Source organism: Veillonella sp. CHU740 (assembly GCF_003992055.1).
GTDB lineage: Bacteria > Bacillota > Negativicutes > Veillonellales > Veillonellaceae > F0422.
In genome coordinates, this window is record NZ_RQVD01000017.1 from 1 (window position 1) to 17,672 (window position 17,672).

Below are 17,672 nucleotides of genomic sequence, written 5' to 3' on the forward strand. Positions count from 1 at the left end.
TCAACTATGTGAAACCCGCACTCTGGCTTATGTTTACTTCTTTCGAAGTAATTACCTTACATTGTTCAGTTTTCAAAGATCAACTTCGCCTCTCACAATCCTGTGTTGTGGCGGCTAGATTATAATAACAGATTCATAATTCTATGTCAACAGTTATTTTTAATCTTTTCTGATAACTCTTTCAAGCCATCTTCGTGTGCTCTCGAGCACTTTTAATAGTATATGCCATTTTTCCCCAAAAATCAACCCCTATTTTAATTTTTTCGACACCACCATTCCCTCTCCGCTCATCATATCTTTTCTATTACGTATTTACCTATACCATATCACTTCGCGACTCATTACACGGTATAACCAACTATATATTTTCAACATAGTAATATCTTTAACACTATCTGGTAAGACCCTAACTGGAGTGCACAATTTTCGCCAAACTATCTTAGGAATTTTTCTATTTATACTGCAAATACAAAGGTTAACACCATACTCCTGTATATACCTACCGCTTCATATAATCTATTATTATTATTTTCTCATCCTCATACAAGAGAATGCAGTGATATAAAATTGTCTTATATGATTTTACTATCCACAATATAAATACAAAAAATATATTATACTCCTGAACAAACCAAGTAAATTGCCTTATATCAACACTTCCTTACCCCTTCACAAGAGAGCGCAACGATGCGTAAACTCTCTTATGCCATTTCGTTACCTATAATATAAATATAAAAGACCGCAACATGCTCCTGAACAAACCTAGCGAAGGCATCAGTTTGAGAAGGAGTATGTTGCGGTCGACCTTTACCATATATAGGCACAATATAGAATAGCATCACAAGCGAACGCTTTCACCCAATTCAAAGGTTCCTTTTGTTGTAACTACTCTATCTGTCGCCTGCAATCCATCTAATATCGTCACATAGCCGTCAGTTTCAAGTCCGACTTCGATGGTGCGTATATCAATCGTGTTATCATCCGTTAATACATACACAAAGCTTCCATCATCACCACTTCGAATGACATCTTTCGGTAATGTAAGTGCCGGTGCTTCTGCATTTGTTTCAATAACCAAGGTATAAAACTCGCCAATCGTAATGACACCAGATTCCACCGTGAAAGTCGCTTTCACCGTCGTACTAGGTCCATTCTCCACTCCTACATACGTAATTTGACCAGGAATTTGCTTACCATCAACCTCTAGATATACCTGTATAGATCCTGTTTGGTTCGGTTGATTCAGTATAGCCCCAAAACTTTGCGGTACACTTAGTGTTGCAATCACAGGCGAGTCCTGTTGCACTAGGATAAGTGGCTTTCCTTCGATGGCTATTTTTCTATCTTCATTATAAATTGCCGCTACCTTTCCATCCATGGGCGACACAATTTGCGCAGCTGCCATTTGCGCCTGTACTTTAGCAATGGCCGCTTCTATCCCTGATGTATCCACTGCGGATCCACCTGCATTGGATGGTACAGATACAACAGAAGATTGTGCTCTGGCCGCAATCGTTTCATATTCTCGACTCGTAATAATCCCCGCGTCACGCATATGACGTGCACGTTCCACATCCCCAGAAGATACACTTCCGCCTACTACCGTTGTGCTCGTACTATGTTGTGCAGCTCGACTTCGAGCCTCTTGCAGTTGGCCTAACAACATTTGCAGTTGCTGTTGTAACGACGTCGTATCAATCAACGCCAGCACTTGACCCGCTTTCACCGTATCGCCTACTTTCACCGTGAAAGCAGACACACTGCCCGATACAGGCGATTCAATACTCGCCTTATGTAAAGCAGTAATATTGGCCTCATGACTAATCCGCACCGGCATTTGTCGCTCCACCGGTTGCTCCACTTGTACCCTTGTAGGTTGCATCATCATATACACAGCACCTACAATGACAACCACAGATACAATGGCTATATATTTCCAATACGTTCGTATCCAACCATACTTCATCATAAAACTCCTCTCGTATACGTTGTATTATACTACGATATAAAAGTAATATCTAGAATCGAACGCAGTTATATGCCACCCTCACATCATTCCCACACAGAGAAACGCAGTTCCACGTAGTAGCCTTGTGACGTTCCTTAACTACCTAAATCATAGAAACATAAAAGACCGCAACATACTCCTGAACAAACCTACCGAAGGATCAGTTTGAGAAGGAGTGTGTTGCGGTCTTTCCTTTGCCCTATTCAGTTAATAGCCTACATAGCAAAACAAGTGCATTGTCTTTTGCTGAGTTTAGCGCTATACTTAAAGCAATAAAAGAAGAGCCACCAACGTGTGAAGGCGTTAGGCTCATCTCTAAAGCTTCAAAATGGATAGCCTAACGTGTATAAGTATTAGCAGTACTTATCTTTTACGTTAGGCTTTTTCATTAATTAGTTTATTTAAACCAATCAATGAGATGTACTAGTAACTTTAGAATTAAAATCAATAGATCAATTTTTCTAAACTTTTTCATAGTACCACCTCTTTCCATAATAGGAAGAGATGAGCCCAACTCACGTTAGTGACACTTCTACGCCTTCATTATATCACATTCGTGTATATCACTAAATCATGTTTAAAAGCAATCCACAAACTATCCACCAGAGGAACGCCGTCACGAGTAGTAGCCTTGTGGCAGTCCCCTAACTACCTAAATCATAGAAACATAAAAGACCGCAACATACTCCTGAACAAACCTACCGAAGGATCAGTTTGAGAAGGAGTGTGTTGCGGTCTTTCCTTTATCATATTCAGTTAAAACCGCCACAGGCTATATAGCAGAACAAGTGAGATCAAATCGATGCACTCTTTCACTAGCTAACTGACTAGTCGTCTCATGGCAAGTAAACAAGAATACTTGCGTACGTTCGCTCAACTGCTCTATCACTTGTAATGTCAATTTTTGTCGCTCCATGTCAAAGCGCACTAGTACATCGTCCAACAGTAACGGCATAGATTCTACTTTTTCTGCAAAAGACTCTGCTAGGCTTAGTCGCAATGCCAAATACACTTGATCTCCAAGACCACTGCTCCATTTTCCTAATGGAATCTCTCTACCCGTCGTATCTTTTACATATGCCCCCTTATGGGTATCATCCATATGCAATGTATAAATACCACCTGTCATGGCTTTCACATACGCAGACGCCCTAGCCAGCATAGCCGGTTGTCGATCTGTTTCGTATTCTTGTTGCGCCAGTTCCATACCATGGTTGATGAACACATAGGTCATCCACTCTTCCAAGGCCTCTCGTAATTCCGCTTCTAGCTGTTCTTTTCGCAATAACGCTTCCGATATCGCATGGGATGTACTCAAGTGACGCATCGATTCTTGCAAAGTACCTCGTTCTTCGTACAAAGCTTGCAAGAACGCTTCAATTTTTCCTAATTCTTTTTCACTACGAGTATATTCTAACTCCCACTTTCCTTTATCATTACCTTGCAGACGACGGTACCACACATCTCGATGCAACTCTTTAGGTGCCAACAACTCCAATTGTCGCTGACTTTGTCGATAAATCGTATCCCATTGTTTATACTGGTCCTGTTGCAACAATCGTTGACGATATTCTACCGCGCTCTTAGCTCCAGCCTTTTGAATTAATTCTTCTTGCGCCAAGAACAGTTCTTTTTCCTTTTTACTCCATGTAGCATATTCTTCGCGATAATTTTTGCGCTGGCTTTCCTTTTGCTCCCACCGTACACGATTCTGCTTATGTAACTGTAATTGATTATACACCACACGCAATTCTACAATCGATGGCAATGTAGTCAACTGTAAGGAGCCCCATAATGTACGGCATCGATTTACAATCGCTTCCAATTGTTCATGATGTAGCCGTACTTGCTTTTGATATCCTTCAAACTCGCGCAATCGTTCATGATACGCCTGATATTCTTCTTTCATACCATAGAAAGCATCATCTCGATTCGTCTGCTTTGCTTCTTTCGGAAGCCACGCTTCCCATACGTCCATAGCTTCACTACCGGCTAACTCTAAGGATTTGCCCTCTGCTATCCATTGGGCCTTCATCACTTCATAAGCTTTAAAATGATTAATATCATCACCATAGGCCTTAATCTGTTCGGATATATTTTCTATCTCTGAAAGTAACGTTTCATACTCAGATTCCGTCGTTGGCATAAATCGCCCAGCTCGCGTTTCCAAATTGGAAAAGTCCTTAGTAGATACTTTTACGACCTTAGCTTTACCAAGAGCATATCCCTTATAAGCACATCCGGCACCTATCAATAGAGCTAGTACACCTGCCATAACTGGTACACCCAGTGTTTCTGCATACGTCATATGCCATGCCAACAAGATGACACCTAGTACCACTAGTATCACAGCACCGATGTAATAAGAACGCCCCGACGTCACAGTCTCCGCAGCGGGCGTACTCTGTTCAGATAGATAGGCTTCTTTCATCGCTTCCAACGCAGCTTGCTTCTCTTCCAATGCTTTCACCGCATTAGTCACCTCACGAGCGCTCTCATCTTGAGGAAATGGTTCTCTCCGTTGCCACGCTTCATAGGCCTCACGAGCACTGCGCAACTGACGGGCTGCCTGCTCTCCATCATACCAATTGACATCATGAGGAAACGTATCCACATCTCGCCAATATACATGAGATTTACGGATGAAAGCCAATTGAGCTTGCACTTTTTCCAAGTACAAATCTCCTTCACGGCATTCTTTTTCTAACTGTGTCCATTTCGATACCTCTTGGTATAAGGCTTCAATTTCCTTCTCGTACATTCCCAGTGCATCTTCTGGATCAAAATTATCCGGCACTAAGCCATCTTCTTTACCTCGCCAAATGCGCATATATTCTTGGCATCGACGAATCTCTTCATCTAATTCTAAAAAGGCTTCTCGCTCTAATGGCTGATCCACGTGGAAACGATGCATATTCTGCTTTGCTTCTTCTCCTCGTTTATAGGTGTCCCAAGCTCGAAGTACACGCTCTACTTCTTGGATGTACTCTTTTCGTTCTTGCCGTTGTTCTTGCAAAGAAGCTTCTTGCTCCTCTAGGGCTGCTAGCGATTCTTGCCATCGATAATACTCTCGCTCTCCCTGTTGCAGTCTCGAAATATCTTGCTCAATCTCTTGCAACCGTTCCAACAATGTATTGATGGTCCGTTTCCCTGTAGGAGATGCCACTAGTAATTGACTAGCTAATTCATCCACGTCTTTCACGAGAGTCCCCAAGGATTCCCCACCTTCGGCACCGAAGAACCGTGTACGTACGTCCACCTCTTGGATAATATCTACCCCTTGTAGATCATCTAGGGTAATGGCAAAAATACGGTCATAGGTCTTTTTATCTAACCCCTGCCACCATAATTCGGCAGGTTCTATGGTAAAGCGCTCGCCTCCTATTTCGTAGAAGTCTAATTGCTTTCCCTTCCGTCCAATGTGATAGGTTTTTCCTTGACGCTCTACTACAATATGACCTTCCACTGGTTCTTCTTTACGTTTCGTTCCCAACAAAATACCGCGAAAGGCTTGAAGTAACGTTGTTTTACCGCTTCCATTCGGTCCATACAGTACATGCAACCCTGCTTCATGAGCTTGAAAGCTCCACTTCTCATAGGGGCCATACTGTTCTATATATATTTCTTTAATCTTCATGATCATTCCCCTGTAATAAATGGATTCCTTCACCTCTTGCTCTATCGTAAGCAGACTGTAACATAGTATCTGTCACTAACCGACTATATGAACCTAACCGTTTCCATTCTGGGCGACCTTTTACAATCGCCTCTAATGATTCTATTCCTGTATGCATAGCATCTAAGGCTTGTACATAATCCCTCACCATACCTGGTGCTATCCCTGGGCTACTTGCCTCGAGTGATTCACAGTTGATATCTATAATATACACACCGTGTTTACCACTTTCTTCCGCTTGCGATTCTTCCATCCATGCAGCTCGTACCTTAGCATCTCGAACGATATCTAACAGGGGCCCCTGCCCAGTTAAGCGAATAGACAGTAACATCGATATACCTGGCTTCCGCAGCATTTCTTTTTTATGGCGCAACATTTCTTGCATGTCTAATACGGATTGCACTTGTCCTAAATCAATCGTCTCTTCTGCAAATCGAATGACATTCGTCTCGTGAAAGCGTGCTTCTATCGTGCCACGGCTAGATACATCGACCACATAACATCCTTTCGGTCCATTTTCACCACGATGCAAACCCTGCGAATTACCCGCATAGACAATATGCGGATTTTCACTGAGTATCTGCCGTTTGTGAATATGACCAAATGCCCAATACTGAATCGGAATACTACGCAACGCATCTACAGAACAAGGTCCCGTTCTGTCATGCCCCTCATGACTGCCTACCGTTCCATGCACTAAGGCAATGGAAAAAGGATCACTTTGCAGAGGATGAATATCCGATGTTAGATCATCATATTGGATGCTACTAGAGATACTGCGACCATAAATAGCTGCCACTTCTTGACCTCGCACTAACAATGGAACTCGTTCCACCCGTTCTGACGAAAAGATATGCACATTCTTTGGCAGCGGCATATGTCGTTTCCAGCTTTCAGCAGGATCATGATTTCCTTGTACTATATACACTGCAATATGTTCCTTATCTAAACTTTCACAGCCTCGCACAAAATGCATCTCCGCCTCTAAAGGATGCTCCGCCCCATCGTAAACATCTCCCGTGATGAGCACTGCCGCCACACGCTGACGAATGGCCAAGTTTACAATATTTTGAAAGGACCCATAGGTAGCTCGCATCATGGCCTCATCCAAGGATCTGCCAAAGGACTTTAAATAGCGAAAAGGCGCTCCTAAATGGAGATCCCCACATTGTATAAATCGAAATGGTATGCCCATATTATAACCCTTTCCATGCCTTAGCCAATACCTGTACAGCCCGTTCTAGTTCACGAGTAGGTATGCCACTGAAAGACAACAAAATTTCTACTGCATTTGTATCATCTGTATCGACGACAATCACATCACAGCCAGCGCCTAACGCTAGCTGCTTGCACTGCGCCCCATCTATATGCGCTTTGCGAAGCCCTGCATAGACACCACCTTCTGGCTCTATCACCTCATAAGAAGTTCCCAAATATTGACGCAACAACTGCGTAAAATACTTACTTTTTTCTAAATAATGTTTTCGTAATCGACGAATCTGTTTATTCCACTCACCGGCCTCCATATACATAGCCCAAGCCAGTTGCTCCAACACCCCTGCACTTTGACCATAGGCATGCCGATGTCTGTGAAAGTCTGTATACAATAGGGTTGGCAATACAAGATAGCTCAAACGAATCGATGGGGGTAGTACTTTGGATGGTGTCCCCATATAGATGACACAGCCTTGTCGATCTAACCCTTGTAAAGATACGACTGGCTTTCCATAATAGCGAAGTTCACTGTCATAATCGTCTTCTATGACATAGGCACCTGTCTCTTGCGCCCACCGCAATAATTCCATTCGCTCTTGTATCGTCATAATGCGTCCCATACTGTCTCCATGAGAAGGCATACAGTATACTACATCTACATTCGCTTCCTGTAATGTTGCAATCAGTTGAGGACCTCGCATGTCTACTTCTAATACAGAACATCCATAGCCTTTCCAAATTGCTTTCGCAAAACTAGGACTTTGGCGTTCCATAGCCACCTTACATTTTCCCTGACGTTGCAACAACGATGCTATGATATGCAAAGAGTTAAGCGTACCACTCGTCACAAGTGTCCTCTCCGCTGTGGCCCTGACACCTCTAGCTTGCTGTAAATATTGATTCAAAGCCTCTCGCAGTTCAGGTTCTCCTTCTAACTGACCGTAGGTCATGAGACGATTCGTATCTCGCAACGCATAACCAATAAACCGTTTCCATCGTTTGAAATCAAACCCCTCTGGATCCATGGCACCAGTAGCAAAGTTGTAGAGGATAGGAGAGTTATCTGTATGCGCCTCTTTAGGTAATGCATTGTTTAAGGTAGAGGATGCGTTTCCATTCTCGGCAGTATCCTCACTTGCCAGATCAAAGCTGATCGTATCATGACCCATAGTCACACAACCTGCCCCTAAAGGCTGAGAAATCTCTAATACCTCATACGGAGCCTTCTTATGAGCTTGAATATATCCTTCCGTGGCCAACTGCAAATACGCTTGCTCCACCGTAATCTTGCTAACCCCTAACTGCGCCGCCATAGACCGTATAGAAGGAAGCCGTTGCCCTGGACGAAACAAGCCCTGCTCAATATGCACTTTTACAGCCTCATATACCTGCTCGTACATGGGAACCCCTGCATTCGCATCTAGGACAATCATCTAGGCCCTCCAAAAGAACAAACCTTACACCTCGAACTTATATAAAACACTCTTACTCTCTATTATAAAAGTAAACACGAAAAATGACTACACCAAAAGTATGAATTTCTTTCGAGGGACACTTCGAGGGACACTTCGAGGGACATTTCGAGGGACACTTCGAGCGACATTGAGAGAGAGCCTCTATAAATAATACAAAGTAAAACTCCCTAGGTCGCACCCTAGGGAGTTTTTGTGTGTTTGTTTATTAAATCTTTAGCTACAAGTATTGTATCACCTATCATTTATAATTACAATGGTATCTACTCCTCAAGTTCCCAATGACCATTTTTACCCCTACCTATGTATTTCAAATTATCAATTTCTTTCAATAATCTTTGTATCGTTTTTACACTTATACCAATATGTTCCGCAATAGCTTGTCTTGTGATTTTATTGTTTAATCTTACTTCAGCTTTTATAAATTCAATAATTTTCTCTTTAGCCTGAGTTGCATCTTGAGGTATATTTCGAGACTCATCATCTCCACCCACCTTTTTCGTCGCTATCTTCTTCAAAGGAACAATTGTTCTGAATATATCTCCTTCCTCAAACAGTGGATTCTGCCCTGAATACAGCTGTGTGTACTTGTATGTATTACGCATCCCTGATCCAAGTTCATCTGCAATACCTATTTCTCTAAACACTTTAGAGATAGCAGGGTTTTTAGGGAACGGCTCAAACTTCTGTAAATCTAATGCTCCCATGCCATGAGCTAAGTTACTATTTTCAACTGTAATTTTCTCATCATCAATAATCATCTTGGCAGGATACCCACTTGAATAGTCTCTATGAGCTAATGTATTAGACACTATCTCTCTTAGTATTCTATCCCTAGCATTAACATTAACCATACCGTCTAGAACAAATAAATCATTTAAGTGTTTTTGTCCAAATTTTATAAGCCGGTCATAACTATCGATCAAATTTGTAATGACAACATCTCTATCATCATATCTATCCTTATTTTCAACCCTAAATATAGCGTCAGTTTTATGCTGTGGGAGCACGGACATAATAGAATTATCTTTTCCAAATAGCAATATAGCGGCTAATGTAATTCCCTCGCGCTTAGTTTCTGGATCTGTCAAAATTAAATTTGCACTCCTAAGAATCTCCTCATAGTCCATTTTTTCCCATACATGATTCTTATTTCTTGCCATAGCCATTTTCTTAGCTTTATCAATAATCGATACATCAAGAAAATCCATATCGAGATTTGGGTATACCTTATTAACAAAATAACTTCCTTGTTTTCTTCCATACATCTTATATACAAGTTCAGCACGGTCTGTAATATTTACATCTCCCTCATAGGATCTATCCCAAATTCTCCCATTATGTCTACACACCTGATACCCTTCCGGCACCCTAATATAAATTACTATCTTTCCATCTATATCAAAAACTTCAGGTGTTAAATAGAGTGGCGGATACATCTTTTGCGGATTATTAATAGATGTCGTAAAGTCTTTAATCACTTTATCAACCTTATTTTTAATAACACCGATAATCTCCCTTTGATCATTAACCCCTAATAAAATATGTCCACCGTTCCTATTATTAAAAGAACACACTGTATCAAAGACATCTTTTGTTAAAGCATGTTTAGATTCTTTAAACTCCACATCTATCTTTTCTCCATTTTGAATTAACTCTTTTATCTCATCTATCATCATTTTATTTCACCACCTTATATATTCTAACAATTTTCTTAATAAAATTTCTTTTCTATACATTCGTATACTCTGCATTTCTTATAAAAAGTTATATCATTTTTTATAGATTTTTTCCACAAACATTTTACACTAACTTCTACTAATCCCTATAATAGCCTCAGTAACGATATCATCTCCCCTGAGGAACGCAGTTATACGTAGCAGCCTTTGTGGCGCCCCTTTCTACCTAAATTACACAAACCCAAAGAAGAGCACGGCGTGCCCCGAACAAACATTATGAAATACCGTTTGAGAGGAGTATGCCGTGCTCTTCCTTTTTGCTTTATTCAGTAAAAAATGCCACAGGCTGCATAGTGTCACAAGAGACGACCCACAGGCTCCATAGCGGAACAAGTGACGACGCGAAATGTTAACACCGTCACTATTGACTCAAGTTAACAATGGATATATAATGTAGTCATTATGATGTAGTCATTAAAATCAAATGAAAATTACGAGGTGTAATTATGGAAACTGTATCAAAATCTATTTCCTATGAAACAATCATAGCATACGCACAAAAAGTATTAGATGGTGGCGAGATCACTCGTGAAGAAGCTGAGCAACTGATTCACACATCTGACGAAGACACTATGATACTATTGGCTATGGCAGACAAAATCCGTCAAAAATTCAATGACGATACAGTAGACCTATGTGCCATCGTGAACGCCCGTTCCGGTAAATGCCCAGAAAACTGTAAATTCTGTGCTCAATCCGCCCATCATGACACTGGTGTTACTGTGTATCCTTTCATGGAAGAGGATGAAATCGTGAACGCCGCTAAAAAAGCGAAAGAAGCTGGTGCGATTCGCTTCTCCATCGTAACAAGTGGTCGTAACACAAACAACCCAAAAGAGTTTGAGCAAATCTTGAGCGCTCTCACTCGCATCCGTAAAGAAACTGGCTTAGAAATTTGCTGCTCCCTTGGTCTATTGACCTACGAGCAAGCAGTGCAATTAAAAGAAATTGGTGTGACCCGATATCACTCCAACATCGAAACAGCACCAAGCCATTTCCCTGACATTTGTACAACACACTCCTATGAAGATAAAATGTCCACTATTTCCAATGCCCAAAAAGCAGGCATTCGTGTTTGCTCCGGCGGTATCTTAGGATTGAACGAAACAAAAGAGCAACGTGTTGAAATGGCATTTGAGCTAAAACGATTAGGGGTAGACTCTATTCCATTGAATATTCTTAACCCAATCAAGAACACACCATTCGAAAACAACGAACCAATTCCTCCATTGGAAATTCTTCGAACTTTTGCTGTGTTCCGCTTCGTCTTACCAAATGCATTGATCCGTACCGCTGGCGGTCGTGAAGTCAACCTTCGTGACTTACAAGCTTACGCATTAAAAGGTGGCTTAAACGGTATCATGGTAGGTGGTTACCTAACAACGGCTGGTCGCTCTCCGATGGATGATCTTCAAATGATCAAAGACTTAGAACTAAGCCTTAACACTGTACAACAAGCATAATCATATACCTGTAACAACGAAACTTTTTCATTACCTATATGTCTCAACTAGAGAGCTGCAACCATATAGAACTTTCAAATGAGAACAGGGGACCCGATTCCATCGAATCGAGTCCCCTGTTTTATTTTCTTTGTATATCCTGCCTATGGAAACGATCTAGAACTCCTAGAATTTGTATTCCACTTGAGCAAAGTATTTTGAAGCTGGGGCTACAGCACCATGATACATTTCTACTGGGGTACCTTTAAAAGCGTATCCCACTTTAGCACTCGCATGTTGATTAAATGCATAGTTCAACGTAGCTACGTAACCTTTCCAGTTTTTACTGTACCGCGTGTCATATACGGAGGATGCCAAAATTGGGCTATTTTGTCCTAAATAGAAGTACTGCAATCCTACAGTAGCCTTGCCATACGTATAATTAGCACCTGCCATCCATGCGTTGCGACCTTTGCCACTCCGAAGCACTGGCGAGAACATTTGGTTATCTTCCCCGACAGTACGTTTTGCATATTCTGCATTCCAACCGAAACGACCGTGGTCACCGCTCAAGGCCACTCCATACACACGATGCGACAACCCTACGTGACTACCCATTAACACATTCTCTACCCCATCCTTTGCAGTAGTATGGGAATTCAAGGATGCCATGTAGACCTTACCAGAAATATGTTTCGTAATTGGCGCTTGCAATTGACCATAAACCATAGTTTGACGCATATCTTTCGCATTTGTTGTCAATTCAGTGGGGTATCCATACCCTACCGTAAGATTCGTTGCACCAAGTTTAGTGTTTCCTACGATACCATCGAAGTCCCCCTCAAACACTAAGCCATCACCAAACATAGCCCCTACACGGCCAGCCACCACTTGAGATTTACCAAAGCGATGGGATATCCATAACCGATCTACCTCTGTTTTCTTTTGCGCACCTGTTCCAAACTCACTTTCCTGAGCCAAGCGGATACCAATCTTCGTATTCTTGTTTACATCTGCCATTGCATTCACACGCACACGATAGGATGTAGCCGATTTCTTTTTACCATTGATACCATATTGTTGAGATAAATAGTAAATGTATTCTGGAAGTATACTAGCTTTGTGATAAAAGTAGTAAGTAAATATTATATTAAAATCATCTATGGCCAAAGAACTGTCATCTTTCGCATCAGGGTATTGCTTTATAAATTCCGCTTTTGCTTTCTTCCACTTATCATAGGCTAGCTTTACCGCATCATGAGTAGTGATAGAATCTGGTAAATCAAAGGTAAAGCCCATCCCTTCTGGTGTGTGTGTATACTTTCTAGTGAGTATCTTTCTTCTCTTTTCCGTTTCAGAATAGAAATGTTTTTCATCATCTGAAAGCAATTTTTTATCATCTTCATAACCGGCCACAAGTCCCATACTGTTGTTATGATAAACAGATCCTATATCTGCCTCTTCTACGTATATACCTTCCGCGAGAGCAGTAGCGCTTTCACTCTTATCGACGCTGTTTCGCAGAGCATCAAGATCCGTCTGCATTGTCAACCGTCTAGCCGCATCGATGCCCTCCTCAGAGAAATGCACTTCATGCATACCTTTATTAAACGTCACATTATTACCATTCACCTTAAGGATAGTATTATCCTTTGGCACATTAACGTAAAGCCCATGCTCCTTTTGTCCATCAAATCGTAAACGTATATCTCCAGTAAAACTCACATTGCCCACTTTATGTTCTAAGTTTTCTACTCGAACACCTAGATTCTGCAACTCTTTACTGAACTCATCCCGCAATTTATTCAATACCTCTTGTTGCTCCCCATTCATGCGTTCTTGCTGTTGCAAAGCTTTCGCCACCATTTGTGCCATCTCAAAGCGAGTGATGTTGTGACCCCCTTGGAACGTACCATCAGGATATCCATTCACCACACCTTGTTTTGCCAATTGAGCCACCGCTTGATAGGACCAATCCTGTGGCGTTATATCCGTGAAAGGATTAGCTCCTAATACCGTACTCACACCCAACGCAGTTGTTACAGCTAATGCTGTCATCACCTTATTCATACTCATACCCCATTTCTAGATACACAACTATTTACATATACAGTATCTAACTCTCTCTGCTATGGCTCATACATAGTTTTTAAATTACGTTCATGACGATACCATAGGACCTGTTAGCGATAATACTTATTTTCATACTATCACACACGATAGACTATTTCAAATGCCTTTTAGTCACTCTTAACTCCTTATAGCATTACCCATAAAAACACATCAAATATGAGTAGCCCTACATTTGACAAAGAACGAAAAATAGAGGAAAGTTGTCTAAAAGTATCAACTTTCCTCTATTGGTATGTTTTATAAGATTCCAAATCCACGCAACACCGGCTCATACACATAATACAAGAACAACCAAGTCCCCAATCCTGCGACGCCACCCACGAGGGCACCGTTAATGCGAATCCAAGCAAGATCTTCTTCCACCTTACTTTCAACAAAATGAATGAACCGTTCTGTACTTAAGCTTTGTAGCACTTCACGGATGATGATGCCGATAAACCCATGACTCTTCGACGCAATGTGTAGCATAATATGCGTCAACGCTTCTTCTAACCGTTCCACCATACCCGGCTCTTCACAGTAATGATTCCACAACTCTTGAAAACTCGATTCCAACGCAACGGCCATTGGCGATGTCCCATCCGCAGATACCATGCCTTCACGAATCCGTGGGCATACATACTCTTCTAACATGAGCTCCCAATCTTGCACATCGATCCACTGTTGGATAGCATCGTCCAAGGTCTTGGTGATACTTCGGTTCGACGCCATCTGTTGCAATGGTCCCACCCATTGATGTAACCACACCAGGCGCTCCGTGCTGTTCGGCTGTTTCCATCGTTCTAGCATCTGATGCACTTCTTCGATGATGGCCCCCGCCATTTCTTGGACATTCACAATGTTCAACCCTTCTGAAAGTCCAATGAGCATGGCAGACACTACATCTTTCTTGCGCTTTTCGATTTCTTCCTCAATGACCGCTTCTAGCCATTGCTGTGCTTTCGGCGTATACAGAGCCCGTTGCAGATACTCGATACCTCGAATCACCACACTTTCATAGCGATTGTGTTCACATACATGGAGCAACGTCTGTTGCATAGGACCGATAAACGATTGATTATGCAAAAATTTACGCAACCGCTGTGCACCCCATTGGGCCCACTCCCGATCACTACGGCGCTCCCACAACTCCGACAACATGGTGGCAATCCCTTGGCGCACCGTATTCCGTCCTACATCACTGCGGATATATTGGTCTATAAACGGTACAAACTGTACCCGTTCAATGGCGCTTTTACATTGATCATAGGTAAGCAGCTTCGTATTCACCATGCGGATAATCCCCTCAATAAGGCGATTCTTATTCCGTGGAATCAGTTCCGTATGAAAGGACACACCCAAAGGTTTCCGAAATAAAGCAGTCACCGCAAACCAGTCTGCTACGCTGCCGATGAGGGCCGATTGGACAAACCAATACAACCCATCATACCAAGGAGCCGTGATGTACCACTGACCCCACCACACAAAAGCGAACAGCACCGCCATGGTAATCAGCAAGCGGTTCGCATAGGTTGTGTAGGGATTTTTTTTCGTTTCTATAACACGCGGACTCATAGGATCCCTCCTTTCAGCAAGGTCAATCCGTAGAAGAGACCGCCTAAAATAGCACCTACTAAGGATCCATTGATGCGTATCATCTGCAAATCATAACCCAGTTTAGATTGTAATATGCGGGTAATTTCCTCTGGTGTGAATCGATTCATCTCGCGCACGACGATGTGTTCAATCCAAGGGCGTACGTAATTTAAAACATGCAACAATTGGAACAGAATAAATCGTTCTGCCTTGCGGCCTTTCACAGCATTCGTTTCCAAATGCTCAAAGAAATGGTACAATTCCGCTTCCCCTTGCTCGACATAATGCGCAAGGTCTAACGTATCTTCCAACACATAGCCGTCTTCGATGAACTCCCGGAACCAAGCATTCTTTTTATCTTCTAATTTCCGTTGCCACTGTCCATTCTGTGCCAGTTCATCCACGGCCCATCGAGCCTTCGTGTATACTGCAAAACCCAAGGGCGACTGCAAGGATTCTTGGCTCATCAAATAGGCGCAGCCTTTCACCTGTATCATGTGCGTAATGTATTCCGGCGAAAGTGACTCCCCACCTAATGCTAACGCCAATTCTCGTAAAAAAGAATGGTCTGCATAGCGATTCATCACAGAGGATACTAACCCTAATAAGTAAGGGCGAATCCCCTCCGCCGCTAGCAATCGTTGGAACATACGGTTGATGTGCATCCATAGTACCTCTGCTCGTTCTGGTTCTAACAGCTGACGGCACAAGCTAACTACGAAAGGCGTCACCCGCCAAGACTCTACACCATTCTTGATATGACCTAGCAATTGCTCTTGCAGTAAATTTTCTTTCACATGAGGCAATACATGGTCTTTCAATTCCTCAAAACACACATGAACATACCCCCGACCAGTGACACTATTCATAAATGACACAATCCGCTGCGGTACACGTTCCTGTTTCAGCACCTCGTACATGTGGGACACCCGAAGAAGTTCGTCTACCATCATGTGACGTGCCATTTCCACGAACCGTTCCTTATTCCTAGGGATAAGCGCCGTTTTGAAAGGAATCCCCAAAGGTTTCGTAAACAGTGCCGTCACCGCATACCAGTCCGCTAAACCACCAATCATGGCAGCCCCCGAAATATGTGTGATGAGCCCCCAGAAGGGATCTCTATGAAAGGGATAGGTCACTAAGAATATGACTGCCATCAAGACTAATAGAGCAGTCGCTCCATGTCGTTGTAACCATGGTGTCATTTACTTCACTTCCTCTACCGCATCACCTGGCTGTTCTGGAATCCAGCAACGTTGATTTGGGTATGTATGTCGGAATGTATCCGATGGCACCCAAATAGGTCCATTGGCATGCATAGGAATAAATAGTTTCGTGTTCATCATACCTAACACTTCTAAGGCTCCCCACTCGCGGGCTACTTCTAACCGGGCATCTACAGGGAACATCATAATATCCACAGACAAACCTAATAGAGGTGCGAATTCCTTCTCCTTTAACGCTTTTGCCTCTGCAATATTCTCAGGCGTATCTCCAGACCAATGCCACCAGTTTAAATCTCCTGCATGAAAGATGCGATGCGTACCTGTATCCACCAAGAACGAACCGCCTTCATCAGTGGAACCAAACATAGTGACTATTAGATTGTCCGATTCTACTGTGTCGCCTACCTTCATGGAGTGTAAAGAAAATACTTGTTGAACCAATTCTTCTGTTAGATGTTCCTCTGTCATCTTTTGGCCTTGATTAGGACATCCTTGTTTGATTCTATTTACTATTACATTAGATCCATCATCAGTTTTGTTAGAGTTAACTATCTCTTGTACTTGCTGACAAGCATCTCGTAAGGCTGGTACATCTTCATGGTACCAAACGCTGTGTATATATGGCAAATATTTGAAAATTGATTTCACATAATGATCCCCATGAACATGGGATATAAAGATATGTAACTCGTAGCCTTGTGCTACTAATGTGTCTACTACACCGGCTGGATCTTTCCAGTAATCAAATACATAGGCCCGCTTGCCATCTTCGATGACAAAACCGCTATGCTCTAAATAGGTAACTTTCATATTAACTCCTAATTGATAATTTTATTGATTACTTTCATTATAACATATTTTCCTTTTCACATATATAAAAAGGCAATCTGTCACGCCCAATCAACCTATAAAAGATTAGAAAACAGATTGCCCTTGTATTAGTAATTACTTTATTTTTCACATTACGAATATTATTATGATATACTGTAGCCATGAGAGTCTCTAACGTGAGTTAGGTTCATCTTTCTTACTTAGTAAGGGAGGTGAGTAATATGACCGTATTCGAAGCAATTTCTATCATGATTTTATTCGCTATGTTCGTATTAGCATTACTCACATATTTGAAGAAATAATCTTTACATATGTGAAAAGCCTAACGCTATGATAAGTATTCCTACTACTTATA

General features: G+C 42.0%; 11 protein-coding genes. 2 read left to right on the forward strand and 9 right to left on the reverse strand.

The window, feature by feature from the left end; all coding sequences use genetic code 11:
• Window positions 1-838: 838 nt before the first annotated feature.
• From EO115_RS08070 to EO115_RS08090, 5 genes are all read right to left on the reverse strand, one after another.
• Window positions 839-1,969: an efflux RND transporter periplasmic adaptor subunit gene (locus tag EO115_RS08070; protein WP_126938436.1), complete on the reverse strand. Its 1,131-nt coding sequence runs from the start codon at window positions 1,967-1,969 to the stop codon at window positions 839-841.
• 811 nt (window positions 1,970-2,780) lie between these two features.
• On the reverse strand, window positions 2,781-5,645 hold the full coding sequence (locus tag EO115_RS08075; RefSeq protein WP_164724092.1) for an AAA family ATPase: 2,865 nt from the start codon (window positions 5,643-5,645) through the stop codon (window positions 2,781-2,783).
• On the reverse strand, window positions 5,635-6,879 hold the full coding sequence (locus EO115_RS08080) for a DNA repair exonuclease (RefSeq protein ID WP_126938438.1): 1,245 nt from the start codon (window positions 6,877-6,879) through the stop codon (window positions 5,635-5,637). The genes EO115_RS08075 and EO115_RS08080 overlap by 11 nt, the downstream gene beginning before the upstream one ends.
• A gap of 1 nt (window position 6,880) precedes the next feature.
• A complete protein-coding gene (locus EO115_RS08085; RefSeq protein WP_126938439.1) occupies window positions 6,881-8,332 on the reverse strand; it encodes a PLP-dependent aminotransferase family protein in 1,452 nt (483 codons plus the stop codon).
• A 302-nt stretch (window positions 8,333-8,634) separates the two neighbouring features.
• Entirely contained in the window at window positions 8,635-10,050 is a 1,416-nt protein-coding gene (locus tag EO115_RS08090) for a helix-turn-helix domain-containing protein (RefSeq protein WP_126938440.1), read from the reverse strand.
• Window positions 10,051-10,556: 506 nt separating this feature from the next.
• On the opposite strand from EO115_RS08090, the gene bioB reads away from it, so the two are divergent.
• Window positions 10,557-11,573: a biotin synthase BioB gene (bioB, locus tag EO115_RS08095; protein ID WP_126938441.1), complete on the forward strand. Its 1,017-nt coding sequence runs from the start codon at window positions 10,557-10,559 to the stop codon at window positions 11,571-11,573.
• A 165-nt stretch (window positions 11,574-11,738) separates the two neighbouring features.
• Here bioB and EO115_RS08570 read toward each other — a convergent pair whose 3' ends face one another.
• The 4 genes from EO115_RS08570 to EO115_RS08115 all read right to left on the reverse strand — a co-directional run bounded on the left by EO115_RS08570 (window position 11,739) and on the right by EO115_RS08115 (window position 17,296).
• Window positions 11,739-13,622: an S-layer homology domain-containing protein gene (locus tag EO115_RS08570; protein WP_126938442.1), complete on the reverse strand. Its 1,884-nt coding sequence runs from the start codon at window positions 13,620-13,622 to the stop codon at window positions 11,739-11,741.
• A gap of 300 nt (window positions 13,623-13,922) precedes the next feature.
• Window positions 13,923-15,239, reverse strand: coding sequence for a DUF445 domain-containing protein (locus EO115_RS08105; protein WP_126938443.1), 1,317 nt, complete (start codon window positions 15,237-15,239; stop codon window positions 13,923-13,925).
• Window positions 15,236-16,465, reverse strand: coding sequence for a DUF445 family protein (locus tag EO115_RS08110; protein ID WP_126938444.1), 1,230 nt, complete (start codon window positions 16,463-16,465; stop codon window positions 15,236-15,238). Before EO115_RS08110 ends, EO115_RS08105 begins: the two co-directional genes overlap by 4 nt.
• The gene (locus EO115_RS08115; RefSeq protein ID WP_126938445.1) at window positions 16,466-17,296 is read right to left on the reverse strand and encodes an MBL fold metallo-hydrolase; all 831 of its coding nucleotides are present in this window, start codon (window positions 17,294-17,296) and stop codon (window positions 16,466-16,468) included.
• A gap of 242 nt (window positions 17,297-17,538) precedes the next feature.
• On the opposite strand from EO115_RS08115, the gene EO115_RS08575 reads away from it, so the two are divergent.
• The gene (locus tag EO115_RS08575) at window positions 17,539-17,619 is read left to right on the forward strand and encodes a putative holin-like toxin (protein WP_371413271.1); all 81 of its coding nucleotides are present in this window, start codon (window positions 17,539-17,541) and stop codon (window positions 17,617-17,619) included.
• The last annotated feature ends 53 nt before the right edge of the window (window positions 17,620-17,672 follow it).

Excerpts from the sequence above, each read along its gene's own strand:
- EO115_RS08575 (WP_371413271.1), top strand. The coding sequence starts at position 17,539 with ATGACCGTATTCGAAGCAATTTCTATCATGATTTTATTCGCTATGTTC.
- EO115_RS08075 (WP_164724092.1), bottom strand. The coding sequence starts at position 5,645 with ATGAAGATTAAAGAAATATATATAGAACAGTATGGCCCCTATGAGAAG.
- EO115_RS08115 (WP_126938445.1), bottom strand. The coding sequence starts at position 17,296 with ATGAAAGTTACCTATTTAGAGCATAGCGGTTTTGTCATCGAAGATGGC.
- EO115_RS08110 (WP_126938444.1), bottom strand. The coding sequence starts at position 16,465 with ATGACACCATGGTTACAACGACATGGAGCGACTGCTCTATTAGTCTTG.
- EO115_RS08085 (WP_126938439.1), bottom strand. The coding sequence starts at position 8,332 with ATGATTGTCCTAGATGCGAATGCAGGGGTTCCCATGTACGAGCAGGTA.
- EO115_RS08570 (WP_126938442.1), bottom strand. The coding sequence starts at position 13,622 with ATGAATAAGGTGATGACAGCATTAGCTGTAACAACTGCGTTGGGTGTG.
- EO115_RS08090 (WP_126938440.1), bottom strand. The coding sequence starts at position 10,050 with ATGATGATAGATGAGATAAAAGAGTTAATTCAAAATGGAGAAAAGATA.
- EO115_RS08070 (WP_126938436.1), bottom strand. The coding sequence starts at position 1,969 with ATGATGAAGTATGGTTGGATACGAACGTATTGGAAATATATAGCCATT.
- EO115_RS08080 (WP_126938438.1), bottom strand. The coding sequence starts at position 6,879 with ATGGGCATACCATTTCGATTTATACAATGTGGGGATCTCCATTTAGGA.
- bioB (WP_126938441.1), top strand. The coding sequence starts at position 10,557 with ATGGAAACTGTATCAAAATCTATTTCCTATGAAACAATCATAGCATAC.
- EO115_RS08105 (WP_126938443.1), bottom strand. The coding sequence starts at position 15,239 with ATGAGTCCGCGTGTTATAGAAACGAAAAAAAATCCCTACACAACCTAT.